A 25,819-nucleotide genomic window follows, 5' to 3' on the forward strand; every position below is an offset into this window, starting at 1 on the left:
GAGCACGTGGGGTGATGGGGGGTCCGGGGGGTCGGATCCCCCATTTTATTTGCCGTATCTGCCCATCTCACAGATGGTATCCCACTGCTCTTTCGTAACTGGCTGCACCGATAACCGCGGGCTTTTGACCAAGGGCATATCTTGCAATCCTTCATGCGCTTTTATGTCTGCCAAAGTTACAGATTTGGGCATTGGCGCAACCGCTTCGATATCGACGCAGTCCCACCGCTCATCATCTGTTGTGCTATCGGGATGCGCCTCAGCACAGATGCGGACAACACCTACAATCTCTTTGTCTTTCTGCGAATGATAGAAAAAACCAAGATCACCCAGTTTCATCTCTCGCATGAAATTGCGCGCCTGGTAGTTGCGCACACCGTCCCATTCCTCGCCGTCCTCGCCCTTTGCAACTTGATCGGCCCAGGACCATTCCGAGGGTTCGGATTTAAAAAGCCAGTATCTCATCCGCCAATCACGCGGTTCCACTGGATCAGCTCAACCGATTGAAACAGATCAGCGTTTTTGTAGGGATCACCGGCCGCCCAATCCTTTGCCTCCTGCATGGTATCAACGTCCAAGATGATCAGTGAACCAATCATTTTGCCAGTGTCGTCCAAGAACGGTCCTGCCTGCATCACTGCATCAGAGGCCTTCAAATAAGCAACATGCGCCTCACGGTTGGCTTTGCGTATCTCCAACGCGCCTTCTTTGTCTTTTGCCATCAAAGCGACAAGCATCAGTTTTCCTTCCTCAAAGGGCGCGCCATCAAAATTTCGAGCGCCGTTTCGACACTTAGCTTTCCGTCAACAAGTTGCGCGACAATCTTGATCAATGGAAGATCAAGGTCGCGATCCTGCGCTATTTTGGCAAGGGCGCAAGCGGTTGCTGCACCTTCCACAGTTTCCGCGCTATGCCAGATTTCACGCGCACCGATCGCCATGCCAAAGCGGAAATTCCGCGACTTGGAAGAGCTTGCCGTTAGCGTCAGATCGCCAAGCCCAGACAGCCCTAACAGGGTCTGTTCCTGCGCATTTCCCACGTTTGCGGCGTAACTTCGCATTTCCGCAAACCCGCGCGTCAAGATCGCGGCACGCGCACTTTCGCCCAATCCGGCGCCCTCAACCACCCCGCAGGCGATGGCCATGACGTTCTTGAGAGCGCCGCCAAGCTCAACACCTTCAATGTCGGTGGTGGCATACAGACGCAAATGTGGGGTCGTTAACCTGTCTTGTTGCTGCGTTAGCTTGGCGGCATCTGACATGGCAATGGTCAGGGCTGTTGGAAGGCCCTCCGCAAGGTCGCGTGCAAAACTTGGACCGCTAAGAATACCAGTTCGATCGCTATCAAAATACTGATTTAAGATGCCGACAGGCCCAAGCCCGCTTTTCAAGTCGACACCTTTGCAGCACGCAAAAAGATCGAACCTGTCCAAAGCGGTTTTGTTAGAGACACAAAAAGGCGCAAGGCTTTGCATCGGGATCGATAAAAGGCAGGGCGCACCTTCGGACAGATCGTAAATTTGCGCAGTAACAGAGACGTTTTTAGGAAGTTTATACCCCGCCAACCGAAGCTTATTTTCCCGGTCCAAGTTGATCTGATCAGCGGCCTCTTGCGACCGTGCCCACAAAACCACATCCTCGTGTTGCGCATAAGAAATGGCGAGTGCCGTGCCAAATGCACCGGCCCCAAGGATATTGATGGTCATGCCTTGGCTCCCTTCTTTCCAGACCCCAAGATTGGCGCAGAGGTCTGATCAAGCGGCCATCGGGGGCGTGCGATTAACTCGGGTCCGTCTCTCCGGCCTGCCACGAATTGCTCGGCTCCTGCATAAGCGATCATGGCAGCGTTATCGGTGCAAAGGGACAGCGGTGGAGCAACAAAAGGGAGGTCAAATTCGCTTGCGACCGCCTCTAGGGCAGAGCGGATGTCCCGATTGGCGGCAACACCCCCTGCAACAGCAATTCCGGTAATTTTCTGCTGTGTTAGAGACTGTTTTACTGCGCGTCGCAGCTTTTCGGACAAGACATCACAGACCGCACGCTGAAACCCTGCACAAAGGTCTGAACGGGTTTGGCGGAACAACCCGCCATGCGAAGCGATTTCGGCGTCTCTTGCGCGCAGAAGTGCTGTCTTTAGGCCCGAGAAGGACATGTCACATCCATCACGGTCCAAAAGAGGACGGGGCAGTTTGAAGCGTTTGGGATCGCCGGTCCTGGCCTCTGCCTCAACGGCCGGCCCCCCAGGCTGCGCCAACCCCAAGAGCTTGGCGCTTTTGTCAAATGCTTCTCCAGGGGCGTCGTCGATCGTGCCGCCCAAGCGTTGAAATTGGTCTTGCGCGGTGACCAGCAAAAATTGGCAATGCCCACCAGATACCAAAAGCATCAAATAGGGATAAGCCATTTGATCTGTCAGGCGCGGTGTGAGCGCGTGACCCGCAAGATGGTTAACGCCAATGAGAGGTATGCCAGAGCCCGCTGCAAGACCCTTGGCAAACATGACGCCCGACATCACACCGCCGATGAGACCCGGCCCCGATGTAACGGCGACCAGATCAATGTTTGGCAATGTTAGACCCGCTTTTTGCAAGGCAGCTGCCGTGCAACCATCAAGCTTTTCAGCATGGGCGCGCGCTGCGATTTCGGGGACGACCCCGCCGAAATCCGCGTGAAGCGCGGTTTGGCCTTCAACCACAGACGCTAATATATCGGGACGACCATTTTTGATTTGTACGACTGCGGCAGCCGTGTCGTCGCAGCTGCTTTCCAAGCCCAATATGGTAAGGTCTGTTGTCATTGCGGTGCGCCATTGCTCTGCTGTGATGCTCCAGCTACCATTTGCGGGTGATGCCGACAATGCCCCGCCCTGTTTCCCAAAGTGTGCCAACCCTGTTGATGACCCGCCCGCAGGCGGCTTCAATGGATTTTTTGGACCGTTTGGGCGTGCAAATGAGGGTCTTGCCTCCGTCAATCACGTCGCCGCTTTTGCGTATCGCGCCTTTCGGTGAAGGCCGTGCCTTGCCGAAAGACAGCATCGCGATTTTCACATCGCGTAATGGGATAGTCTATGGTCCGAAAGGTTCTGGGCAGTTGGCCTATTGCGTGGGGGACGAGACAGCAAAGGCCGCAACGCAGGCTGGATACACAGCGATTTCGGCGCAAGGAAATGCAGAAAACCTGCTGGAACGCGTGCTGTTGGACCGCAACCCGAACGAACATGTGCACTTCAGCGGGGCACAAACACGCGGTGACATTGTTGAACGGCTTGTTTCCCAAGGTCTCAAAGCGAGGCGAGAGGTGGTGTATCAACAAGTGGCAGAACGCTTGAGCCGAACGGCGCAGGAATTGGTTTTTGGGCCTGAACAGACACTGATTTTGCTTTTCTCACCTATGACGGCGCGTAATTTGCGAGATCAGATTAACAAACCGATGCCCCATACACAGGCGGTCTGTTTAAGCGATGCCATCGCACGGGAAATAACCGACCTGGGGATAGAGATCAGCGTTTCTGCACGGCCTGATGCAGATGCCCTGATCGACAGGGTGTGCCAAATTTATACAGGGTTTCCCCCGCCTTGAGGCTGGCACCCCCTGAAAATAACCTTACTGTGACACAGAACGAAAGACGGATCCGAAGATTCGAGAAGGGTAAAGTGGCGTGGCGGACACTGGTAAGTCGGACAAGACTGACAAAAACGAAGACAAAGACATCGTAGACGGAACGGTTGAAGAGATCGTTGATGCGTCGGGTGATACAGCGGACGCACACCCTGATGACACATCGAATGTGCAAGATGATGTCCAGGACGCTGAAGAGGTAATAGAAGCGACCTCTGATAAGGAGGAGCCCGAAGCGGAACCTGAGGTCACGGCGATTGTACCAACGCCAGAAGTTATCAAAGAAACGACAGTTGTGCGCAAAGGCGGTTTCTTTTCGATGGTGATTGGTGGCTTGATTGCCGCTGGTTTGGGGTTTGTGGTTGGCAAAGGCGATCTCATCCCGCAAGAGAATTTGCCCGCCTTTCTGCAAAGTGAACAAGCAGATTTTGCTCCGATACTGCAGGCGCAGACAGATCGGATCGATGCGTTGCAAGCGATTGTTGAAGATGTGGCCGTGCAAGCGCGTGATGCCGCCGCACCTCTGCCCGAATTGAACGAAACCGTCGCGTCCCTGCAATCCGAACTGACATCTATGAACGAAGATCTTTCGGCGCGGATTGATGCGATTGGAACTGCGGCAGTTGCGCCATCGGATGGAGCGAGCCCCGATGTATCGGCCCTGCGCGCGATGATCGAAGAGCAAAACGCAAAGATTACAGAAATGGTCGCGCAAGCCGAGGCGCAAATGACGGCCACTGAACAAACCGTTGCCGAGATTGAAGCCGAAGCGATCGCAGAGGCGAAAGCCGCCGAAGCGCGTTCCGCCTTGGGGCGTATCCAAGCGTCGATACAAACAGGTGACGGTTTTGCAGGCGCGCTTAACGATCTGCAGGCGGCAAGTGATGCACAGATACCAGATGCGCTTGTGGCGGTTGCCGACAACGGCGTGCCATCTGTCACACAGCTGGCCGAAGACTTTCCCGCTTATGCGCGATCCGCTCTGGCTGCGGCACGGGCATCTGATGCAGACGGCGCGGAGGGCACCGGTGGACGCCTGGCCGCATTTATTGCGCGCCAGACAGGTGCCAGATCGGTTGAGCCGCGTGAAGGCACTGATCCCGACGCAGTGCTGTCGCGCGTCGAAGCGGCAGTGCGCGATGGCGCCTTGACGGATGCGCTTGCTGAAATTGAATCCCTTCCCGAAACCGCCCGTGTTGAACTGGCGGATTGGCTGGCGCTTGCCCAGTCGCGTGTAGACGCGGTTGCTGCAACAAATGCGCTGTCCGATATTCTGAATTCCAACTGAGGTCGCCTGCTATGCTCTGGTCATTGATTAAAATTCTTTTGTTTTTTGCAATCGTGGCGGCGCTTGCTTTTGGCGCGGTCACATTGCTGAGCTTGGATGGCGATGTGCAAATCACATTCGGCGGGGTCGAGCGCACCTTTGGCCCGCTGGAAACGGTGATCGCGCTGGTTGTTCTGGTGGTTGCTGTTTATCTGCTTCTCAAGATTTTTGGCCTTCTGGTTGCCGTTCTGAAATTTATCAACGGCGATGACACAGCCATTTCGCGGTATTTCGTCCGCAATCGTGAGCGGAAGGGGTTTGAAGCCTTATCCGATGGTCTGATGGCGTTGGCGTCAGGCGAAGGGCGTTTGGCGATGTCAAAAGCCAGCAAGGCCGAGAAATACCTGCGCAAGCCCGAACTGACCAATCTGATCACGGCACAAGCGGCTGAAATGGTTGGTGACAAGAAAAAGGCCGATCAAGTTTACAAGGCCCTGCTGCAAAACGAACAGACACGCTTTGTTGGCGTGCGTGGCATCATGAAGCAAAAGCTGGCTGACGGTGATACAGACACCGCGCTTGCTCTGGCGGAAAAGGCGTTTGCGCTCAAACCAAAGCATGAAGAGACCCAAGACGTTTTGTTGCGCCTGCAGGCCCAAAAGCAGGACTGGTCGGGTGCGCGTCAAACCTTATCGGCCAAACTGAAACATGGCAGCCTGCCACGTGATGTGCACAAGCGCCGTGATGCGGTATTGGCGGTGTCAGAGGCCAAAGACGTCGTTGCAGAAGGCAATTCGATTGAAGCGCGTGAAACGGCGATTGAGGCCAACCGCCTGTCCCCAGACCTTATTCCCGCCGCTGTCATGGCAGCGCGCAGTTATATTGAACAAGACAAGGGTAAATACGCAGCGCGCGTTCTGAAAAAAGCGTGGGACGCGCAGCCGCATCCCGAGCTTGCAGCCGCTTTTGCGCAGATTGCACCTGATGAAGACGCTCAGGCGCGGATCAAGAGGTTCTCTGCTTTGACCCGCAGCAAGCCTGACCATCCTGAAACCAAGATGTTGTTGGCCGAACTGAACATCGCGGCGGAGGATTTTCCGCAAGCGCGTAAGGCTATCGGGTCTTTGGTCGAGGATGAGCCAACGGCCCGCAGTCTGACGATTATGGCGGCCATTGAACGCGGTGAAGGCTCAGATGATGCGGTAGTGCGTGGCTGGTTGACCAAAGCGCTTAGCGCATCGCGTGGGCCACAATGGGTATGTGACAACTGCCAGAACATTCATTCCGAGTGGACACCCACCTGCACAAATTGCGGTGCCTTTGACACATTGAGCTGGAAAGTTCCGCCTTCGGGTGAAACGGCGATGCCGGCATCTACTGAAATGCTACCGCTTTTGGTGGGCACGCCCAACACAAGCGATACGGAAACAGCTGTTGTCGATGTTGCGCAGGCGCAGGTGACAGACGCAGAGATTGTTGAGCCTGACGATAAAAAATAGGGCTTTTGCATCTGATTTTGCGGTGATAAATCCGGCGAGAGTGCCGCTGTAGCTCAGCTGGTAGAGCACGTCATTCGTAATGATGGGGTCGTAGGTTCGAGTCCTATCAGCGGCACCACATTTTATGGTTTGAGATCGATGTTTTCTGCGCATTCAGAACAGGATCCAGACCGTCTTGGATATTCCACAACAGATCAGACGATTGTGCGATGGCGCTGTGGCTACGGAACTGCGCAACCAGATCAGTTGCATCACGTTTGCCCAAAACCAGCCGTCCGACACGACCCGAAGCTCCGATAAGTATCGTGTGTTTGGCCATTGCCTTACGCCCCTGCGCTTTTCCATGGCGGCTGTCACGCACCCGTTGAAATTTGTCAAATCGGACAGAAAACTGGGCAATTCAAATTATGGTCTGCTTCGCGGCCAAGGAATTTGTTTAGAATTTGAAAGGTTAAGCCTCTGTAAATCTCGCTTTGATACACCTGCCCTTGGGTGAAAAAAGAGGTGGTGAAATGGCTGCGCAAAATCAGGCGCCGGTCATCATCAAGCGTAAAAAGGTCATTGCAGGCGGCGGGCATCATGGGGGTGCTTGGAAAGTTGCCTATGCTGATTTCGTGACGGCCATGATGGCCTTCTTTATGCTGATGTGGCTGTTGAATGCGACAACGGAAAAGCAACGTAAGGGTTTGGCGGATTATTTTGCGCCAACGATAGCCGTATCTCGGGTATCGGGGGGCGGTGACGGTGCGCTTCAAGGCGACAGCGTCTTTAGTGAGCAGACCATGGCGCTGAATGGTATTGGGGGCATCGCGTTCGAAAATCTCCAATCGCAATCAGATATGACCCAAGCGCAGGAGGCAGAGACCGAGGCACTCGAAACTTTGGGCGATCAACTTATGGGGCGGTCCGGAGAAGTAATGTATTCAGAAAACCTGTCGCGCCATATCATTACCAAAGTCACGGATGAAGGTTTGGTGGTTGAGATTTTTGCAACGCAGGATACGCCACTTTTTCAATCAGATGGTGTGACGCCTGAACCCGTTTTGGAACAACTTCTCGCGGTCGTTGCCGAAGTTTTTGGTCTTGTGAAAAACGCAGTGGCCATCGAAGCACACAGCCGTTCGCATCCTATCGTCCTGAATGACGATCCGACTTGGAATGTCTCGCTGGAGCGCGCGCAAACAACGCGGGCAAAATTGGTTGAACTGTCGGTCAAAGATGACCGCATCCAACGCATCACGGGGCACGGCGATCAAGAGCCAGCCGTGGATAATCCAATGCTCATGCGGAATGACCGGATTGAGATCATTTTGCTTCGGAGCGATTTTTCAAAATAAGGAGAGTTTTATCTATTAGCCGGATGTTAAGGCTTGGTGTGCTACCCCTGCTGGCGAGACAACGTGTCGACGCAGCAGAAAGGCGCATCATGACGATTTCTTCTTCCCTTAACGCAGGTGTTGCAGGGCTGGCCGCAAACGCAAGCCGCCTGGCCACGATTTCCGACAACATCGCGAATTCCTCAACCTATGGCTACAAACGTGCCTATGCCGATTTTCATTCCATGGTCATCTCGCCAGGATCTGGAACATACTCGGCAGGCGGTGTCCGTGTAACGACGCAGCGCCTGATCGACGAACGGGGGCCGCTGGTGTCGACCAACAACGCAACGGACCTAGCAGTGCGTGGGCGCGGAATGCTGCCTGTGACAACTGCAGCTGAAGTGAATGTTGGCAATGGCGATCAGCAAATGTTGCTGGCAACCACCGGCTCCTTTCGTACCGACAAAGACGGCATCCTGCGCACGGATACGGGGCTGGTGCTGATGGGGTGGCCCGCCAATGCCGACGGCAGCATGCCAACCTATCCGCGTGATACGGCTGATGCGCTTGAACCAATCCAGATCAATGTAAACCAATTCGGCGGCAAGCCGACAACGACGATGGCCTTGGGGGTAAACCTGCCAGCAACCGCCACCGATTCAACCTCTGACGGAGAGGTGCAAGAACTCTCCGTTGAATATTTTGACAATCTTGGCACGTCAGAAAACATCTCGATTGAGTTTTCACCAACAGTGCCTGCATCTGGCTCTTCCAATGAATGGACAATGACCGTGCGCGACAGCGCCAGTGGCGATGCCATTGTGGGAGAATACACACTGAACTTCGATGATGATCGAACAAACGGTGGCACCATCGGGTCCGTCACCACGATCTCGGGCGGTCCTTACGACCCCGCCACGGGAAGTTTCGAGATCAATGTTGCAGGCGGCCCTATTAACGTCTCAATAGGCACGCCGGGCGACAGCTCTGGCATCACGCAACTCTCTGACAATTTCGCACCTGTTTCGATTTCAAAAGACGGATCCCCCGTCGGGAATATGACGTCTGTCGAGGTTGATGAGAACGGCTTTGTCCATGCATTTTTTGACATCGGCCTGTCGCGGACGATTTATCAAATCCCACTGGTCGACATGCCCAACCCCAACAGTCTGATCCCGATGGATCACCAGACATTCGCGGTCTCTCCGGAAAGTGGCACATACTTCTTATGGGACGCGGGTGATGGTCCCACAGGCGACATCCTCAGCTTTGCCCGCGAGGAATCGACGACGGACGTTGCAGGTGAATTGACTCAGTTGATCCAAACCCAAAGGGCCTATTCATCGAATGCCAAAGTCATTCAGACCGTAGATGAGATGCTGCAGGAAACCACCAATATCAAGCGATAGAGCAACGATAGGAGGCTTGTGAAATGAGCTTCTCTGGATCACTAAACAATGCCATGTCGGGACTGAACGTCGCGGCGCGTATGGCAAATCTGGTCTCCAGCAACGTCGCAAACGCCATGACAGAAGGTTATGGCCGCCGCGAACTGGAGCTGACCCCGCTAAAAGGCGGTGGCGTGCAAATCGCCTCTCAACGACGTATGGTTGATGTGGCCCTTCTCAATGACCGGCGTCTGTCAGAGGCCTCATTTGCCTTTGCGGATCGTTCGGCCGGTTTCATGCGTTCGCTTGAAACAAGCATCGGCCTTCCAAACGAGCCGGGCAGCCTGACGGATGTGATGGTTCAATTCGAAAACCGGTTGATCGAAGCGACAGGCGATCCAAGCAGCACTCAACGACTGACAGGTGTGGCAGATGCGGCGCGCGCAATGGTGTCAAAGATCAGCGCAATTTCGAAAGATATTCAATCCATGCGGATGGAGGCGGATGCGGCAATCGCAACAGATGTTGAAACGCTCAATACGGCCGTTGCACAGGTTGCCGAACTCAATTTTCAAATCCAGCGCAGCAGCGTTGCGCAACAGCCGATTTCTGCGCTGCAGGATCAACGGCAACAACTGATCGACCAGATTGGAGAGATCATTCCAGTACGGGAAGTCGCTCGCGAAAACGGTGCCGTCGCGCTGATGACACTGGGCGGGCTGCAGCTTCTTGATGGGACGGCAGCGGAAATCTCGTTTACGCCAACCCCGATCCTGACACCCGACATGGATGTAAGCTCTGGCACTGTGAACCAGATTACGGTTAACGGACGCACCGTTGACATGGATGATGCAAAAATTGCCGGAGGGCGGCTCTCCGCCCATCTTGCCATTCGTGACCACGATGGCCCGAACGAGCAGCGAAAGCTGGATGATTTGGCCCTCGATCTTATTAACCGCTTCCAAGATCCTACGATCGATCCAACATTAAATGCAGGTGCGGCAGGCCTGTTTACAGACGCGGGGCAGCCGATAGATCTGTCTGACATCACGGGGGTGTCTCAGCGTCTTAGCCTCAATGCCTTGGTGGATCCGCTTAACGGTGGATCTGTCATCAAATTGCGTGACGGCCTGGGCGCGACCAGCGCTGGATCAAGTGGCGACGCCACCCGACTGAATGCCTATCTTGATGCGTTGCGATCCCAGTCTGCGCCCGTGCAAAGTAATCTTTCCGGGCGCGCCCAATCCTTCGCGTCTTTCGGTAGTGAGTTTTTGGCATCTGTTACAGGACAACGGTTTACATCGGAAAGCGAGATGACGTTTCTATCAACCAAAGCAGAGTCCTTACGCAGCCTCGAGCGGCAGCAAGGTGTCGATACCGACCAAGAGATGCAAAAGCTTTTGTTGATTGAACAGGCCTATGCTGCGAACGCCAAAGTCATTCAGACCATCGACGAGATGATCGATGAACTGATGAGGATTTAAGCATGTTCATCGGTTTTGGAGACATGGCACAAAGCTATCAGATGCGGCGGCTCACGGCGGAAGCTAAAGCCGATATCGCAAAGCTGTCCACAGAGGTCACGACAGGCGTTGCCGCTGATTTGTCCGACCATCTGCGCGGCAACATGCGGCCTATCGCAAGCATTGAGACAACGCTTTCACGGCTCGACACATATCAGCTGCGCACCAAGGAGATCGTTCTACAGTCGCAGATGATGCAAACCAGTCTGGAGGGGATAGAAGCGGGGGTTGCAGATGTCTTGCAAGTGCTGACAACCAGCGTGAATTTCCCCACCGATGGAAATTTGGATATCTCTGGAAACGAGGCGGCGGCGGCCCTGCGTTCGAGCATCCAGGCGCTTAATATATCGGGGCCAAATGGTGCTTTGTTTTCTGGTGTTGAAACAGGGCGCCAGCCGTTTGGTGATGCACAGGCGCTTCTGGGCTATCTGGATTCCTTGGTTGCGTCCGCAACGGATGCGCAGGCTTTGACCACTGATCTGGCCAACTTCTTTGCCGACCCGGCAGGTTTTGACACGCTGCTGTATCAAGGAAGCGATGTGGCGCTGGCGCCGATGCAGATTAGTGACACCCAAAACGTCACCCTGGACGCCCGCGCAAATCGCGCTGAAATCAAGGACACGCTGCATGGTCTGGCACTTGCTTATGTGGCCGATGCCACCTCGCAAAGGTTTGCTATCTCTGAGAGGGCTGATCTGGCCAGCGCTGCTTATTCTCAGTTGCTTCAATCGCAAACGCCATTGAGCGAGATGCGGGCCGACATTGGCCGTACGCAAGAAACGCTTGAGACGGCTCAGTTGGCGAATGCCGCGCAAAGCACAAGTTACCAATTGGCGCGCCAAGCCCTCATCGGGATCGACCCCTATGAAGCTGCGACCGCGTTGGAAAACCAACAAACCCAACTCGAAACAATCTACGCCATCACCGCGCGCCTCTCGCGCCTCAATCTCACGGATTTCCTATGATATTTCGCCTATTGCTTACCCTTATTGTCTTTACGGTTTCGATTGGCAGCAGCGCTGCGAATTCTGTCAGGCTCAAGGACCTCGTCGAATTTGATGGGGTGCGTGGTAACGATCTGATCGGCTACGGGTTGGTGGTTGGGCTAAACGGCTCGGGCGACGGGTTACGTAATTCCCCGTTCACCGAAGAGCTTATGTCGAACATTCTTGAAAGGTTGGGCGTAAACGTCGCCGGCGAACAATTTCGGCCCAAAAACGTTGCTGCCGTCATTGTGACGGCCGAGTTGCCCCCTTTCGCGCGCGCGGGCAGTCAAATTGATGTCACTGTTTCAGCGATTGGCGATGCAAAAAGCCTGCTTGGCGGCACACTTGTGATGACGCCCCTGAACGCTGCAGACGGAGAGATCTATGCCGTTGCTCAAGGCACGATCATTGCGGGGGGTGTAACAGCGGAAGGTGAGGCAGAGGTGGTCACTCAAGGTGTGCCAACCGCTGGCACAATCCCTTCGGGGGCGCGGGTCGAGCGTGAGATTGCCTTTGATTTCACACAGTTGGATACAATTCGTCTGGCCCTGCGTGACCCTGATTTTACAACAGCAGCACGGATCGAAACCCGCATAAACCAAACACTGGGCCGCCAAGTCGCCCGCATGCTGGATTCTGGCACTGTTGAGCTTAACGTGGCGGCGACAAATGCACGCTCTCCTGCGCACGCTCTTGGGCAGATCGAAGGGATCGAGATTGCACCGCAGCAAAAAGCGCGTGTCATTGTGGATCAACGGTCAGGCACAATTGTGCTAAGTGCTGATGTCAGAATTTCTCAGGTCGCTGTGGCACAAGGAAATCTGACCTTGCGAGTCACCGAGGCGCCCATGGCCGTGCAGCCAAACCCGTTTGCCGAAGGTGCGCCGATTGTTTTGCCCCGCACGCAGGCGCAGATTGACGATGCGCCGGATCGCAAGATTACCGAATTGCCAGAAGCGACATCGCTGTCTGAGGTCATTGAGGGTCTGAACGCGCTGGGTGTTTCGCCCCGCAACATGATTGATATCCTCAAAAGTGTAAAAGCGGCTGGTGCGCTGCACGCTGACTTTGTTGTTCAGTAGTCAACCGTAACTTTGCACAAGGCTGGTGGCGATCATTGTCCAACCATCGACCACCACAAAGAAGGCAAGTTTGAAGGGTAGCGAAACTATAGCGGGCGGAACCATCATCATTCCCATGGACATCAGGATCGCTGCGACGACCAGATCGATTATCAGGAATGGCATGAAGATCAGAAAACCGATCTGGAAGGCACGTGCAATCTCGGACAACAAAAATGAGGGCATCAGCAAGGAAAGCGGCGCATCGCTTTCAAGTGGAATGGCTGTTCTTTCACGCAAAGCGGTCAGAGAGACGAAGGTTTCGGGATCTGTCCGTGCAGCCATGAAGCTACGAAAGGGGTCCAGTGTCAGGGCGAACGCTGTTTCCACGTCGATCTGTTCGGCAATCAGTGGTTCAATGCCCAACGCGTAAGCGTCCAGAAAAACGGGCTCCATTACAAAATAAGTCAGAAAAAGCGCAAGCGATACGATCAGCATATTGGGTGGGGATTGCTGTAGTCCAATGGCTTGCCGCAGTATGGCCAGCACGGTCACAATGAATGGAAAACAGGTGATCATAATGGCCAAGCCTGGCACAAGGCTTAGCAGGGTGATCAGAACAAATAGCTGGATAGACCGCGCCGCGAGAGAGTCTTCATCGCCAAGGGAGATCGAGATATCCTGAGCGCTTATCGGTACGGCCCAGAACATCAGCGCCAAAACAATGGCACCGCATGCGAGCGGCCGCGCGTTAAAGGCGCGGAACATCTGGAATTTCCGTAAGTTTGACCGCAAGCCCCGAGCCGTCCTCGCCTTCAAGCTCTACCAATTCTCCCCGCCCGATCAGCCGGCCGCCGACAAACAGCTCTACAGGGTCAGCAATGCCACAATCGAGTGGTAGAACATCGTCGGGCCGAATCGACATGAGGTCTTTAATTTTCGGACGAGCGTGCCCCACCGAAACAGTGATTTCGACGGGTAGGTCCGAAAACGGGTTTGGTTGTGTTTCGTCAGCCATGGTTCACCTGTGATGTTTGTGCCTGATGTTGCGTCTCGAAAAAGCTTTGCACGGATTGAAGAATCTCATCGGCAACAGCTTGCGGATCGATTTGATGTTCGCTGGACCCGGTCGCCAACAGAACCTGCCCTGGCCCCAGATCGGGATTGGTTTTTAGGGTCACAGTCATTCCCGCAACCTCTGGAAGGATACGGCTTACAGCGCTTTCGTCGTTCGGGTTTACGAGAATTTCAAACGGAAGGTCGGCATGCCCGTTGCTCAGCTTACCAAGAGCGTCGAGTATTTGTGGGCCAAGAGACTTCTGTGCGATGGCAGGTAAAACTTTTTGCAAGACCTCTGTCATCGCACCGTTGAGACCCTCTAACACGGCTGTCCGTGCTGCATGGTAATCAAAAGCGATATGCTGAAGGTTTTCGGAAAGCGCAGTTGTCAGGTTTTGCGCGTCCTCAAGGTTCTTTTTTACGGCGTCATCCCAACCTGCCTTATACCCGTCCTCATAGGACGTATCTGCTGTTGCAGCTGTCTGTTGGATATCCGCATCTGCTGACACAGGCTGTGTCGTGATATCCCCGAAGTTCGAAAAGACAAAGGACTTGCTCATCGTGATTGACCTTCGGGCTCGGCAATCCATTTGCGCAGAACTTCAACTGTTTCGTCATGGCGTTCGTCAATCATCTGGCGCAACCGCTCAACTGGATCGGGCGCATCCAGAGCCAGTGGTTCTTCCGCCGCGTTAGCCTCATTCCCGCTTGGATTTGGAGCATTGTCATTCGTAGGAGATGGAAGCGCGGCGGCGTCATTGGCGCGTGCAGGCTTCAAAACGGGACGCACGATGAAGAGCGCGACGAACAAGACAACAGCCAGCAAAGCACCCAGACGGATCAGGGCCATCGCATCAATATTGGAAAGATCGAAGAGGGAGGCCTCAACAGGCTCGGGTAAGGTTGGAAGGGGCTGAAACTCAAGCGATTTCAGCGTGATCGTGTCACCGCGTTCTTGAGAAAACCCGACCGCCGAGGCGACAAGTTCACGCAAATCTTCAAGCTCCTGATCGCTGCGGGGGATAAATTGCGTGGCTCCGTCTTCGCCGATTTCGTTTGTTCCATTTATCAAGACCGCAACGGTCAGGCGTTTGACCGATCCTGGGCTGCGTTCCAGCTCGCGCTGCACCTCTGAAACTTCAAAATTTGTCTGTTCGCGTGTTTGCGATCCGTTTGATTGCCTCTCGCCCGAGGCTGCATCGCCATCTGGCAGATTGGAGGCCACGGTCACTTGTCCTGTGCTGCCGTTTTCGGAGTTTGTCCGCTCCTCGACAGTTGTAGAGATGGCAACGCGGCTGTTTGGATCAATTGTGGTTTCGCGGATCGTCTCGCGATCGGTGACAAGTTCTACGCTGGCTTCAACCATGACATTTCCACGACCAACGCGGGCTTCCAACAGCCGTTCAACCCGCTTGCGCATATCTTCAGAGGCACCCGCCTGAGATGCGGGAAGGCCTGAGGCACTTCCATCTGTGTCAATCAGGCCGAATTGGTCATCAATCACGGCGACGTCTTGTGGGTTCAGCCCTGTCACTGCCGAAGCGACAAGGAACTGGATAGCGCGGGCCTGATTGGCTGGAAGCATGCCTGACGTGGTTGAAAGGGTCACCGAAGCGGAAGAATCGCGCGCGCGCGCAAAGGGTGAGCTGCTTTGGTTGGCGATGTGGACTCTGGCATTGCGCACAAACGGGCTGGACACAATCGTGCGCGTCAGCTCGCCTTCTTTTGCGCGCCAATATGCAGCGTCAAACATCTGTGACGTGGTGCCAAACCCGCTTAAGCCATCCAAAAGCTCGTAACCCGTTGCGCTGTTGCGTGGCAGCCCTTCGGTAGCAAGATCCATACGAAGGCTGTCGCGGCGTCCCGCTTCTACATAAATGGCATTTCCTCGGACTTCGAAAACGACGTTTCGCGCCTCTAGGGCTGCAAGGATGTCACCTGATGTTTTCGCGTCCAGGCCTGAATACAGGACTTGCATCGTGGGTGTTGCTGCAAGCTTTCCAATACTGGCCACGGCCAGAAAAACAGCGATTGCGCCGCCGATGATCACGGCGCGTTTTGCCATACTCAAAGTTGTCCAAACAGATGTGATCTGCTGCATTTTCAGTTCCCTCATGGGGCGTTCTGCCCGTTCACGATGAAACCGATATGCCAGAGCGATATTAACAATCGGTTAGCTCTATGCCGCTAAAACGAGATTCGACAAAAATGAGGAGACCTTGTTATGGCGGAAGAAGAAGGTACCGAAGACGCACCGCAAAAACGGTCCAAATTGCCACTGATCATTGGCGTGCTTGTCGCGTTAATCGGCGGCGGCGGTGCGTTTTATGTAACAAGTTCTGGCGGCTCAGATGCGGGTGAAGAAACGGCCGAAACCGCCCCCGAAAAGCAAATCGAACCACTTGGCGAAGTATCGTTTGTCCCGCTTGAACCGCTGGTCATCAACTTGGCGCAAAGCACGCGAAATACCCATCTTCGGTTTCGGGCAAACCTTGAAGTCGACACCGCCTATGTCACGGATGTCGAAACGGTTTTGCCGCGGGTGGTTGATGTTCTTAACAGCTACCTGCGCGCTGTTTCCGTGCAGGATTTGGAAGACCCTTCAAGCCTCATCCGGATCCGTGCGCAAATGTTGAGACGCGTCCAATTGGTGACGGGTGAAGGCCGTGTGAACGATCTTCTTATTATGGAGTTTGTCCTAACGTGAGTGAGGTGCTGATGGACTATCTTTCTGATCTTCTTTTAGGGGCAGGCGCGCTTGCGGCTGTGTTCTATTGCATGGTTTTGTCGCGTCGCCTTGCAAAATTCAACGATCTCGAAAAAGGGGTTGGCGGGGCAGTGGCCGTTCTGGCAATGCAAGTGGATGACCTGACAAAAACGATGGAAAAGGCGCAAACCAGCGCCAAGCAAACTTCGTCAGAGTTGCAAACCCTGGTTGCCCGGGCCGAGGATGCGGTGGGCGCGCTCCAACTTCAGATGGCATCCCTTCATGATCTGCCATCGGCCAACAAAACGCCAAAGCCTCAAGTTACGCCAGACACGACCGTGTTTGTGCGCCACAGAGAAAACGCATAGGCGCCTGAAAATGACGCAAACACCACGTAAATTTGGCGGAACAGTCTTTCTGATTTGTACGATCCTTTTGGCATCGGCGGCTTTGCGATTGGCCACCGGCCTTGGCGATGCTTTGGCAAGTGGCCAAAGCGAGGAGGCCCCATTGCAAGCCGAAACCAACCAAGAAAGGGTTATGGATACAGACCAGCTGAATGATCTACTCCAAGACCTGCTCATAAGGGAAAAGAGTGTTTCAGAGCGCGAAGAAGCTCTTTTGATACGAGAACAGGAACTGGCTTTTACCAAGCAAAATATCGAAGCGACCCTGGACGCGTTGGTGAAAGCAGAAGAAGAATTAGCTGCAACGCTGGCCACAGCCGACGGGGCAGAAGAGGCAGATCTGGCACGCCTCACGGCGGTCTATGAAAATATGAAGCCAAAGGACGCAGCGCCGATATTTCAACAAATGGCACCGGAATTTGCAGCTGGTTTTCTGGCCCGCATGCGCCCTGATGCGGCGGCTGCAATTGTGTCGGGTCTAGAACCCGATGTCGCATATGCAATCAGTGTTATCCTGGCAAATCGCAACCGTGATGTGCCGAAAAACTGACCCTATGTGAACCGTGTGTTAAGACCTTTGTGGTCTGTTCATGAAAGGTGAAACATCAAGGGCAGGCACATGGTTGGTATTATCGGGATCGTACTGGTCTTTGTGATGGTTTTTGGCGGCTATTTGGCAGCCGGCGGTAAATTCGGGATTATTTTGAAGTCGCTGCCCTACGAATTTACCATGATCGGGGGTGCCGCCCTTGGCGCGTTTGTCATCAGCAACGATATGTCGTCCATCAAACATACCGTTAAAGATGTCGGAAAGGTCTTTAAGGGCCCGCAATGGAAGCCTGATGATTACAAGGACCTGCTCTGCCTGCTGTTTGTTCTGATCCGCTTGGCGCGTCAGAACCCTGTGGGATTGGAAGAACACATTGAAGCGCCAGCCGACTCGTCCATTTTCCAGAACTACCCTCGTATTTTGGCATCCCGAGAAGCAGTCGATCTGATTTGTGACACGCTACGCTCGGCATCGATGAACTACGATGATCCCCATCAGGTCGAAGAAGTTCTGGAAAAACGCATCGATGCCAATTTGCATTATTCGATGCATTCCAGCCATGCGTTACAAACCGTTGCCGATGGCTTGCCAGCTTTGGGAATTGTTGCGGCGGTTCTTGGCGTTATTAAAACGATGGGCTCTATTGATCAGCCACCAGAGATTTTGGGCAAACTCATTGGCGGGGCCTTGGTGGGCACATTTCTGGGCGTATTTTTGGCCTATGGTTTGGTCGGTCCTTTCGCCTCCAAGGTCAAAACGGTCACAGAAGAGGACGCACATTTCTATCAGTTGATCCGAGAGGTTCTGGTAGCCAATCTGCACAACCATTCTACCAATATTTGTATCGAAGTCGGCCGTCAAAACACGCCATCCCACATCCGGCCCAGTTTTTCGGAACTTGAAGAAGCGCTTCAAGCCAGCAAGCAGGATGCCGCATGATCAGGGTTTTAGGGGTTCTGGCGTTTCTGATTGCGCACCCTGTATCGGCAGAGACGGTTGTCGTCCGAAGTGGCGAGCACGGCCCATTCACACGTGTTGTACTCGATTTTCCAAGTGCGCCGAGATACGAACTGGAGCAAAGAAACGGCGACTTCTTTGTAAAAGTAAATAGGCGCGTATCCCGCTTGGATACCTCCCGTTTGTTTGAAAAAATCACGACAGAGCGCGTGCGCGGTGCGCAGCTTCGAAGTGGTGAGATTGCACTTGTCCTTAATTGCGCATGCGACGTGCGCGACACACGGTATGCAAGATCCATCGTTCTGGACGTATACCCAAAGCAGGAGCCGCCAGAACCGCTTCCCTTGGTGTTTTCCGAAAATCCGCCGCGCAACACTGAAAGCGAAGTTGGCTTTACCCTGCCTGACGGGGATGTGGACACGTCCGCTTTGGCGCAAAACCTTAGCGAAGGACTTGCCCGTGCTGCGTCCCAAGGGCTTGTCAGTATTGATCCAAATGCGTTTCAACCTGCGACCGACCGACCGGACCAAACTCCGTCAAAAACCAGCGACGCTCGTCCAACAATTGACAGCTTTAATGTGCAAACGAGCATCGATACGGTTTTGTCCCCTTCCCAACCACGTGGCACTGACCCAGCTGAACGCTGTACAGAGTTTCCCGAACCGTGGCCGTTTCTCAATGATAGTCAGGATTTCAACAAAGCTCTGGGCCGCTATCGCTTGGAATGGCAAGGCGACCCGACTGACGTACAAAACCAACGTAACTTGGCGCGGATGTATCTTTCCTTCGGCCTCGGGTTGGAGGCTATGCAGCTTCTTGCATCATCTGATCAGCCGATAGACCACACGCTACGGGCAGTGGGTGAAACGCTGGAATATGGTAGGTCTGGGCTGTGGCTGTCTGAAACGCTTCATGCGTGTTCTACCTTTGCCGCGGCCGTGCGCGTAATCGGTTTGCCCGCGACAGAACGCACCACGGAGGTACAGGAATTGCGTCGGGCATTTGAAACTATCGCCCGTATGCCAAAAGAAGTACAACTTCTTCTGCTACCCATGCTTTTGTCGCAGGTTCAGAATACCAAAGATAACGATTTGGCAGCCGAAATCAGTGTCTATGTTCAAGATCTCCAGACGCCTTCGGAGGGGCGAATTAACGGCATAGCCAATGATCCCGAAGCGATCCGACAGAAGATCGAAGCGCAGATCGATGCCCTGCAGCCCATTGGGGACGCGGACAAGACTTTGCTGGCGTCCTTCATCACGCAAATGCGCGGATCAGACAAGGTGGTCCCGCTTATCAAAACGCAAACCAGAATGTATCTTCACGGCGCTCAACTCAATCTGGCGCTTGAAAAAATTCGCGAACACGGGCTGTCGCAAAACACTTACGCAGATCTGATTTCCCGCGCCGTAAAAGGTGCGACCGACCTTGAATTTCTGACCGTCATTGATCGCACAAAGGACCAGAGTCCTGAATTCGATGGCGATGAAGAGAGCCAGAGGGTGATCGCGCAACGTTTTTTGGATTTGGGCTTTGGCAAGGCCGCCATGTCATGGGCTGAAACCCTGCCCTCCAGCGCCGTGAACGACATTTTGAAGGCCCAGATTTATCTGGCGCTTAACCAACCTCGTGCGGCACGCGATGTTCTGGTGGGGCACAATGTCGCCAAAGCAAAAGAACTGCGACTGCAGGCTGACCTGTTAGCAGGAGATCGGGTCCAAGCCATGCAAAGTGCAGCTCTCATTGAAGACGAAAAAGCCGTGCAAAAAGCTCTGACCCGGATGGGGGCTTGGGACGACCTTTCCTTGCTTCCTGCAGAGGCCCCTTTGGTGCGCGTTCAACAAAGCACGACGCAGGTACAAGACCTTGCCGACAAGCGGAGTTTGACCGACTCCCAGAAACTTCTTGAGGCATCTCGCATCGCACGCGAAGGCATTGGACAGATTCTTTCGACCGAACCAGAGCTTAACCTTACCAATAATTAACCTTGGCTCGCTATCTCTTGCAGTGTCTTGCAGAGGAGCATCAAGCGTGCGGTTTTTTCAAAATATCATTCTCAAAGCGGTTTTCGCCATTGCCTTCGCCACGGCGGCTGGCGCCTCTGACGCCTTGCCGAAAAACGCCTGCATTGATGCGATACAGATCATCTCTCGGGAAACAAATGTTCCTGCAGATATCCTCTTTGCTATTGCCCTTACTGAAACGGGAAAATCGCAACATGGCCATTTTTTGCCCTGGCCCTGGGCCATCAATGTGTCCGGAAAAGGAGAGTATTTTCAAACGTCTACAGCACTGTCCGATCGGGCTGTCGCGCTCAAAAATGCATCACGTCGCAACTTTGATGTAGGATGCTTTCAGATAAACTACCGCTGGCACGGCCATAGATTTCAAACAATTGATCAGATGATTGATCCCATTTCGAACACCCGCTACGCCGCCGCGTTTTTATCACGGTTAAAGGCCGAAGGTGGGTCGTGGGACTATGCAATCGGGGCTTACCATTCGCGAACACAGCACCACGCAGCCCGCTACCGCAAAGTTGTGGCCAAGCATCGAAAGGGTATCTCAAAGTGGGTGGCCGAAAGCCGTCAGGCCCGCCCTAAACACAGCGCACTTGATAACAAAAAAGAGCACCGTCAGATCAAACAAGCCCCCCCGCTTGGTGGGGTCGCTCAGTCATATCCCAAAGCCGCGCGACTGTCGGTGAAATCAGCAGGGTCTTTGTTCAAATGACCCTTTCTTTGCGCGCATTTTTTCAACCGACGGTTCTTTTGGCAATCGCACTTATGGCGATCATCGTCATGATGATCCTGCCTATGCCTGCGTGGGTTTTAGACGTCGGTTTGGCGGTATCCTTTGCGCTTGCCATTTTGATGTTCACCGTCACCTTGTTTATTGAACGCCCGCTGGATTTTTCTTCGTTCCCCACGGTCTTGCTTGCGTGTTTGATGTTGCGCTTGTCGCTCAATGTGTCGTCAACCAAATTGATTATCGGCCAGGGGCACACGGGCACGGATGCGGCGGGTGACGTGATTGAAGGGTTTGCCAATTTCGTCATGGGTGGCAGCCTTTTTCTGGGTCTTGTGGTCTTTGGTGTTTTGTTGATCGTTAACTTTATCGTCATTACCAAAGGTGCCGCGCGTATGGCGGAAGTCGGCGCACGCTTTGCGCTGGATGGTATGCCCGGCAAACAACTTGCCATCGACAGTGACATGTCTGCCGGGGCGATTGATCATGAAGAAGCCAAGCAGCGCCGCGAACTTGAGCAAGCCGAAACCACCTTTTTCGGGTCTCTGGATGGGGCATCCAAATTTGTCAAAGGGGACGCCATAGCAGGGCTTTTGATCACGCTTCTAAATCTTGTTTTCGGACTGATCATCGGGACAACTGTGCACGCCATGCCGGTGGGACTTGCGTTTGAGACTTATGCCATTTTGACGGTGGGCGACGGATTGGTGTCACAAATTCCAGCGGTGATCATATCTATCGCATCAGCCCTTTTGCTGGCGCGTGGGGGTGCCAAAGGCGCAACAGATCTGGCACTTTTCAGCCAGCTTAGTCGCTATCCCCAAGCGATGGCCACTGTTGGCGGGCTGTTGGTGCTTTTTGCTTTGGTGCCAGGCCTTCCGTTTCTGCCGTTTATTGGCGGTGCGCTGTGCCTGTTTGGTGCGGCTTATTATGTGCGCAAAAAACCCCAAGAAGATATACCCGATCTGCCCGAAGCCGAGGCGCCGAAGGATACGCCCATTGGCGATATTCTGGATCTGGAAGACATCCATATTTCATTCGCACCTGACCTTATTCAGATGGTACTTGATCCGGCGATCGGACTGGACGCGCGGATCGCAAATATGCGCCAGCATATCGCAACCAACTTCGGTCTGATCTTACCCGAAATGCGGCTGACTGATGATGCATCGCTGCCGCTTGGCACATATGTCATCAAAATTCAGGGCGTTGAACAGGCCCGCGATATTCTCAAACCTGATCATTTCCTCATGCTGCTGATAGAGGGGGCAGACAACCTGCCGCGGGGTGTAGATGTCAAAGAGCCTGTTTATCAGGCACCAGCCCGCTGGATCACGGCCGACCTTGAAGAGGCGGCTTTGATTGAAGGTGCCACGATCGTATCCCCGACCGAGGTGTTGGCCACACATCTTTTGGAAACGGTCAAATCCAACTTTTCCCGCCTGCTGAGCCTGAAGGCCCTTCGCAAGCTTCTGGATGAATTGGTGAACCTGTCGGACCCCGTACGCAGCCAGGCCAATCGCAAAATGCTGGATGAGTTGATCCCTGAAAAAGTGCCAGTTGATCTTTTGCTAACGGTGTTGCGGCTTTTGTTGGATGAGCGGGTATCAATCAGAAACCTTCCGCTCATCTTGGAGGCTATTTCCGAGATCCGCAGTGCGCAAATTTCGCCTGAAGGCATTACAGAGCACGTGCGTCAGCGGTTGGGCTTCCAGCTGGTTGCGGGGTTAAAGCGCAACGATGGTACCATCCCACTGATCCAGCTGGACGCGTCGTGGGAAGAGCAATTTATCTCCCACCAGATTGAAAATGATCGCGGTGGTGTTGATGTCGCACTTCCGCCAGATCAGTTTAACAAACTGGCCACATCGTTGGCTGAAAAAATAGCCGCGGCCAGCGAAGCGGGGCATTTTCCAGCAGTCGTTACGTCGATGCGCAGGCGGCGCTATATTCGCACAATCATGATGGCCAAGGGCCTGTCCAATCCGGTGCTGTCCTTTGAAGAAATCGGGATGGAGGCGCGCCCCTCTGTCGTTGGACTGGTCGCCGCATGACGCTTGATCTGGGGCCTGCTGTCGCGCTTGTTCAACTGTGGTTCGAAACCTATTTTTTGGTGTTTCTGCGCGTCAGTGGAATGATGGCGCTCTTGCCTGCCTTCGGAGAACGAACCGTGCCTGTGCGGGTGCGCCTTGGGATAACGATTGTGCTGACGGTTTTGGTTGGATCAGGTCTGACGGCCAATCGCGCGCCGGACTCCGTGGGCGTGGATCTTGTGATGATGATCCCCGGTGAGTTGGTGATCGGTTTATTGATGGGGTTGGGATTGCGTCTGTTTGTCATCGCCTTGCAGATCGCAGGGACAATCGCGGCACAATCCACATCGCTTTCACAAATCTTTGGAGGTTCCCAAAACATGGAACCTCAAGCCGCGATCGGGAATGTCCTCTTCGTCGCAGGTTTGGCCTTGGTCACCATGTTGGGTCTGCACGTAAAGGTGGTGGAAATCGTTTTGGGATCGTACAGCGTTTTTCCATTGGGCATTTGGCCTTCCGCAGCAGACACGACCCAATGGGGCGTCGCACAGATCGCGCGGTGTTTCGAGCTGGCGTTTTCACTGGCGGCCCCGTTTTTTGTGGCCTCGTTGATTTATAATGTGGCACTTGGCGCGATTAACCGTGCCATGCCGCAGTTGATGGTTGCGATGGTTGGCGCACCGGCAATTACGGCAGGCGGGCTGATCCTTTTGGCAATTTTGTCGCCGCTTCTTTTACAAGTCTGGGGCCACGCGCTTGCGTCTTTCACCGATGATCCATTCGGATTGCCCAGATGAGCGATGAGAATAACGACGACAAGCAGCATCAGCCAACTGCCAAAAAGCTGGAGGATGCACGCAAGAAAGGCGAGGTCCCGCGCTCGCAAGAGATCAATGTTGCCGCAGTATACGGAGGGTTTTTGATCGCGTGTCTGATGTCGGGCGCGTGGATGATGGAGGGTTTGAACACCCAGTTGCAACTGTTTTTCGGGATGCCGCTTTGGGTACAGACGGGACCATTGGATGGCGCCGGCGGCGCTCTCATCAAGCAAACCCTGACAGGCCTTGCCACCTCTGTCGCCGCAATCTTCCTTTTGCCAATTCTGTTTGTCTTTTTGGCGGTCATCGGGACCCGCAGCTTTGTTGTCTCAGCCGATAAAATAAAGCCCAAGCTGTCCAAGATCTCGCCGCTTTCGAACGCAAAGCAAAAATTTGGGCGAAGTGGTCTTTTTGAATTTGCCAAAAGTGCCATCAAACTGTTGATTATTTCGGTTCTGTTGTGGGGGTTCGTGGCGGCGCATCTTGAACAGATCGTCAATACGGTCCTTCTAAGCCCCATGATGATCAGCGCTTATTTCGTCGATCTGGTCATCGCGTTTTTGCTACTTGTCACACTTATTGCCCTGTCGATTGGTGGCGTCGATTACGCGTGGCAATACGCAGAACATATGCGCAAGAACATGATGTCTCACAAAGAGCTGATGGACGAAACCAAGGAAAGCGAGGGCGATCCCTATCTGAAAAACGAACGTCGCCAACGCGGGTATGATATTGCGATGAACCAGATGCTGGCAGATGTGCCGACAGCGGATGTCATTGTGGTGAACCCAACCCACTATGCGGTTGCGCTTAAATGGGATCGCGCAAGCGGGCGAGCACCGATATGCGTGGCCAAGGGTGTTGATGAGATTGCGGCCAAAATTCGGGCTATCGCAAATGAGAATGCTGTGCCGATACACAGCGATCCAAAGACGGCGCGCGCCCTTTACGCACAAGTCGATATTGGCGATGAGATCGAGCAAGACCATTACCGCGCTGTGGCCGCTGCCATCCGGTTTGCCGAAAAGCTGCGCGCCAAGATGCGGACGGGTTCGGCATGACCGTATATTCAGATTTGTTGCAAGTTGCACAGTTGAAAAGCAATGAAGCACAGGCGCGGTTTGCACACCTGAAAGCCGAAGACGACGCGCTTAAGGCCGCCATATCACAGTTGCGGCAGGCGCGATCGGGCAGGGGTTTTCAGCAGGCATCCGCAGACGTTATGGCATGGCAAAGCCACGCAAAATGGCTGACCTGGACTGATCAGGAATTGCGGCGGCTGACCCAATTGCGGTTGGGCCATAAGCTTCGCTTGGAAGACGCCCGCGTTCAAGCCGCCAAAGCATTTGGCAAAACCCTTGCGCTTGAAGAAGTCTTGAAAGGTCTCGAACGCTAGCCGTCTTGCCGTGCGACATCGGTCACCAATACGTCGGTGACCACATCGCCCATGATCGCCTGGGTGGCTTGCAGCAGCTTGTGACGCAACGCGTCCATCTTCGGGCTCGTGGTGAAATTACCCGAAAATCCGCCAATATTTGCATGGTCGAACATGACTTGCAAAAGCGCATCGCGCAGCTTGGGTTCGCGGCGGTAAAGCTCTTCGCGGGTGCCTTCCGCGGCTTCAATGGTGAGCGACATCACAACAAGCGATGTGACGCGCGTGTCCGAAATGATGGGCACAACAAACTGATTGTTCAGCTTGATAAATTCCAGGCTGGTGTCGGGCTCGGGCACCTCGGCCAAAGTCTCCGTTTGTGTGGTGGGAAGGCAGTGTTCGGCTGATGTGTCTTGTGTCGGTTTCATCATTATGCCCGCGCCCGCGCCCGCCCCAATGCCAACAAGCGCGATCAAGATCGGTAAGAGAAGTGGCTTCATCTCAGCTC

At 54.0% G+C, this 25,819-nt stretch carries 29 protein-coding genes and 1 tRNA gene; 19 read left to right on the top strand and 11 right to left on the bottom strand.

The window, feature by feature from the left end:
- Positions 1–45 precede the first annotated feature (45 nt).
- Genes L1065_RS07825 through tsaD form a run of 4 tightly spaced genes read right to left on the bottom strand, consistent with a single transcriptional unit; the run spans position 46 to position 2,793 of the window.
- Positions 46–465 carry an EVE domain-containing protein gene (locus L1065_RS07825; RefSeq protein ID WP_237094907.1) on the bottom strand — a complete coding sequence of 140 codons (420 nt, stop codon included), beginning with the start codon at positions 463–465 and terminating at the stop codon, positions 46–48.
- Positions 462–737, bottom strand: coding sequence for a YciI family protein (locus tag L1065_RS07830; RefSeq protein WP_237094908.1), 276 nt, complete (start codon positions 735–737; stop codon positions 462–464). The genes L1065_RS07825 and L1065_RS07830 overlap by 4 nt, the downstream gene beginning before the upstream one ends.
- Complete coding sequence (locus L1065_RS07835; protein ID WP_237094909.1) at positions 737–1,705, bottom strand: NAD(P)H-dependent glycerol-3-phosphate dehydrogenase; 969 nt, start codon at positions 1,703–1,705, stop codon at positions 737–739. The genes L1065_RS07830 and L1065_RS07835 overlap by 1 nt, the downstream gene beginning before the upstream one ends.
- Complete coding sequence (gene tsaD, locus L1065_RS07840) at positions 1,702–2,793, bottom strand: tRNA (adenosine(37)-N6)-threonylcarbamoyltransferase complex transferase subunit TsaD (RefSeq protein WP_237094910.1); 1,092 nt, start codon at positions 2,791–2,793, stop codon at positions 1,702–1,704. Before tsaD ends, L1065_RS07835 begins: the two co-directional genes overlap by 4 nt.
- 122 nt (positions 2,794–2,915) lie before the next feature.
- Between tsaD and L1065_RS07845 the strand changes: the two genes are divergently transcribed.
- From L1065_RS07845 to L1065_RS07860, 4 genes are all read left to right on the top strand, one after another.
- Positions 2,916–3,575: a uroporphyrinogen-III synthase gene (locus L1065_RS07845; RefSeq protein ID WP_237094911.1), complete on the top strand. Its 660-nt coding sequence runs from the start codon at positions 2,916–2,918 to the stop codon at positions 3,573–3,575.
- Positions 3,576–3,654: 79 nt separating this feature from the next.
- Positions 3,655–4,902, top strand: a complete 1,248-nt coding sequence (locus L1065_RS07850) for a COG4223 family protein (RefSeq protein WP_237094912.1) — start codon at positions 3,655–3,657, stop codon at positions 4,900–4,902.
- Positions 4,903–4,913: 11 nt separating this feature from the next.
- Entirely contained in the window at positions 4,914–6,380 is a 1,467-nt protein-coding gene (locus L1065_RS07855; RefSeq protein WP_237094913.1) for a heme biosynthesis protein HemY, read from the top strand.
- A 42-nt stretch (positions 6,381–6,422) separates the two neighbouring features.
- Positions 6,423–6,498: transfer RNA gene (locus L1065_RS07860), tRNA-Thr, on the top strand.
- On the opposite strand, the gene L1065_RS07865 is transcribed toward L1065_RS07860, so the two are convergent.
- Positions 6,487–6,741, bottom strand: coding sequence for a hypothetical protein (locus L1065_RS07865; RefSeq protein WP_237094914.1), 255 nt, complete (start codon positions 6,739–6,741; stop codon positions 6,487–6,489). The two genes, L1065_RS07860 and L1065_RS07865, sit on opposite strands and share 12 nt — an antisense overlap.
- 151 nt (positions 6,742–6,892) lie before the next feature.
- On the opposite strand from L1065_RS07865, the gene L1065_RS07870 reads away from it, so the two are divergent.
- From L1065_RS07870 to L1065_RS07890, 5 genes are all read left to right on the top strand, one after another.
- Entirely contained in the window at positions 6,893–7,717 is an 825-nt protein-coding gene (locus L1065_RS07870; RefSeq protein WP_237094915.1) for a flagellar motor protein MotB, read from the top strand.
- 89 nt (positions 7,718–7,806) lie between these two features.
- A complete protein-coding gene (locus L1065_RS07875; protein WP_237094916.1) occupies positions 7,807–9,108 on the top strand; it encodes a flagellar hook protein FlgE in 1,302 nt (433 codons plus the stop codon).
- Positions 9,109–9,131: 23 nt separating this feature from the next.
- Complete coding sequence (gene flgK / locus L1065_RS07880) at positions 9,132–10,571, top strand: flagellar hook-associated protein FlgK (RefSeq protein ID WP_255766316.1); 1,440 nt, start codon at positions 9,132–9,134, stop codon at positions 10,569–10,571.
- 2 nt (positions 10,572–10,573) lie between these two features.
- The gene (locus L1065_RS07885) at positions 10,574–11,575 is read left to right on the top strand and encodes a flagellin (protein ID WP_237094918.1); all 1,002 of its coding nucleotides are present in this window, start codon (positions 10,574–10,576) and stop codon (positions 11,573–11,575) included.
- Positions 11,572–12,678: a flagellar basal body P-ring protein FlgI gene (locus L1065_RS07890; protein ID WP_237094919.1), complete on the top strand. Its 1,107-nt coding sequence runs from the start codon at positions 11,572–11,574 to the stop codon at positions 12,676–12,678. Before L1065_RS07885 ends, L1065_RS07890 begins: the two co-directional genes overlap by 4 nt.
- Here L1065_RS07890 and fliP read toward each other — a convergent pair whose 3' ends face one another.
- From fliP to fliF, 4 genes are read right to left on the bottom strand one after another with little or no spacing between them, the layout of a single operon-like run.
- Positions 12,679–13,368 (bottom strand): flagellar type III secretion system pore protein FliP, encoded by a 690-nt coding sequence (gene fliP, locus L1065_RS07895; protein WP_237095185.1) that lies wholly within the window; start codon positions 13,366–13,368, stop codon positions 12,679–12,681.
- Between the two features lie 40 nt (positions 13,369–13,408).
- Positions 13,409–13,675: a FliM/FliN family flagellar motor switch protein gene (locus tag L1065_RS07900; RefSeq protein ID WP_237094920.1), complete on the bottom strand. Its 267-nt coding sequence runs from the start codon at positions 13,673–13,675 to the stop codon at positions 13,409–13,411.
- The gene (locus L1065_RS07905; RefSeq protein WP_237094921.1) at positions 13,668–14,276 is read right to left on the bottom strand and encodes a hypothetical protein; all 609 of its coding nucleotides are present in this window, start codon (positions 14,274–14,276) and stop codon (positions 13,668–13,670) included. Before L1065_RS07905 ends, L1065_RS07900 begins: the two co-directional genes overlap by 8 nt.
- Positions 14,273–15,832, bottom strand: coding sequence for a flagellar basal-body MS-ring/collar protein FliF (gene fliF, locus L1065_RS07910; RefSeq protein WP_370641151.1), 1,560 nt, complete (start codon positions 15,830–15,832; stop codon positions 14,273–14,275). The genes L1065_RS07905 and fliF overlap by 4 nt, the downstream gene beginning before the upstream one ends.
- 108 nt (positions 15,833–15,940) lie before the next feature.
- Between fliF and fliL the strand changes: the two genes are divergently transcribed.
- The 5 genes from fliL to L1065_RS07935 all read left to right on the top strand — a co-directional run bounded on the left by fliL (position 15,941) and on the right by L1065_RS07935 (position 20,322).
- Positions 15,941–16,423: a flagellar basal body-associated protein FliL gene (fliL, locus tag L1065_RS07915; protein ID WP_237094923.1), complete on the top strand. Its 483-nt coding sequence runs from the start codon at positions 15,941–15,943 to the stop codon at positions 16,421–16,423.
- An 11-nt stretch (positions 16,424–16,434) separates the two neighbouring features.
- Complete coding sequence (locus L1065_RS07920; RefSeq protein WP_237094924.1) at positions 16,435–16,791, top strand: hypothetical protein; 357 nt, start codon at positions 16,435–16,437, stop codon at positions 16,789–16,791.
- Positions 16,792–16,801: 10 nt separating this feature from the next.
- A complete protein-coding gene (locus L1065_RS07925; protein ID WP_237094925.1) occupies positions 16,802–17,380 on the top strand; it encodes a MotE family protein in 579 nt (192 codons plus the stop codon).
- A gap of 69 nt (positions 17,381–17,449) precedes the next feature.
- On the top strand, positions 17,450–18,319 hold the full coding sequence (gene motA, locus L1065_RS07930) for a flagellar motor stator protein MotA (protein WP_237094926.1): 870 nt from the start codon (positions 17,450–17,452) through the stop codon (positions 18,317–18,319).
- Complete coding sequence (locus tag L1065_RS07935; RefSeq protein WP_237094927.1) at positions 18,316–20,322, top strand: hypothetical protein; 2,007 nt, start codon at positions 18,316–18,318, stop codon at positions 20,320–20,322. The genes motA and L1065_RS07935 overlap by 4 nt, the downstream gene beginning before the upstream one ends.
- 40 nt (positions 20,323–20,362) lie before the next feature.
- Here L1065_RS07935 and L1065_RS07940 read toward each other — a convergent pair whose 3' ends face one another.
- Complete coding sequence (locus tag L1065_RS07940; protein ID WP_237095196.1) at positions 20,363–20,563, bottom strand: hypothetical protein; 201 nt, start codon at positions 20,561–20,563, stop codon at positions 20,363–20,365.
- A gap of 27 nt (positions 20,564–20,590) precedes the next feature.
- Here L1065_RS07940 and L1065_RS07945 point away from each other — a divergent pair, with 27 nt between their 5' ends.
- From L1065_RS07945 to L1065_RS07965, 5 genes are read left to right on the top strand one after another with little or no spacing between them, the layout of a single operon-like run.
- A complete protein-coding gene (locus L1065_RS07945; protein WP_237095186.1) occupies positions 20,591–21,070 on the top strand; it encodes a transglycosylase SLT domain-containing protein in 480 nt (159 codons plus the stop codon).
- A complete protein-coding gene (gene flhA / locus L1065_RS07950) occupies positions 21,067–23,139 on the top strand; it encodes a flagellar biosynthesis protein FlhA (protein WP_237094928.1) in 2,073 nt (690 codons plus the stop codon). Before L1065_RS07945 ends, flhA begins: the two co-directional genes overlap by 4 nt.
- Positions 23,136–23,915, top strand: a complete 780-nt coding sequence (locus tag L1065_RS07955) for a flagellar biosynthetic protein FliR (protein ID WP_237094929.1) — start codon at positions 23,136–23,138, stop codon at positions 23,913–23,915. The genes flhA and L1065_RS07955 overlap by 4 nt, the downstream gene beginning before the upstream one ends.
- Positions 23,912–24,997 (top strand): flagellar biosynthesis protein FlhB, encoded by a 1,086-nt coding sequence (locus L1065_RS07960; RefSeq protein ID WP_237094930.1) that lies wholly within the window; start codon positions 23,912–23,914, stop codon positions 24,995–24,997. The genes L1065_RS07955 and L1065_RS07960 overlap by 4 nt, the downstream gene beginning before the upstream one ends.
- On the top strand, positions 24,994–25,332 hold the full coding sequence (locus L1065_RS07965; RefSeq protein WP_237094931.1) for a hypothetical protein: 339 nt from the start codon (positions 24,994–24,996) through the stop codon (positions 25,330–25,332). The genes L1065_RS07960 and L1065_RS07965 overlap by 4 nt, the downstream gene beginning before the upstream one ends.
- On the opposite strand, the gene L1065_RS07970 is transcribed toward L1065_RS07965, so the two are convergent.
- A complete protein-coding gene (locus tag L1065_RS07970) occupies positions 25,329–25,811 on the bottom strand; it encodes a flagellar basal body-associated FliL family protein (RefSeq protein ID WP_237094932.1) in 483 nt (160 codons plus the stop codon). The genes L1065_RS07965 and L1065_RS07970 overlap by 4 nt on opposite strands.
- Positions 25,812–25,819: the final 8 nt, after the last annotated feature.

The organism is Nereida sp. MMG025 (genome assembly GCF_021654165.1).
Lineage (GTDB): Bacteria > Pseudomonadota > Alphaproteobacteria > Rhodobacterales > Rhodobacteraceae > Nereida.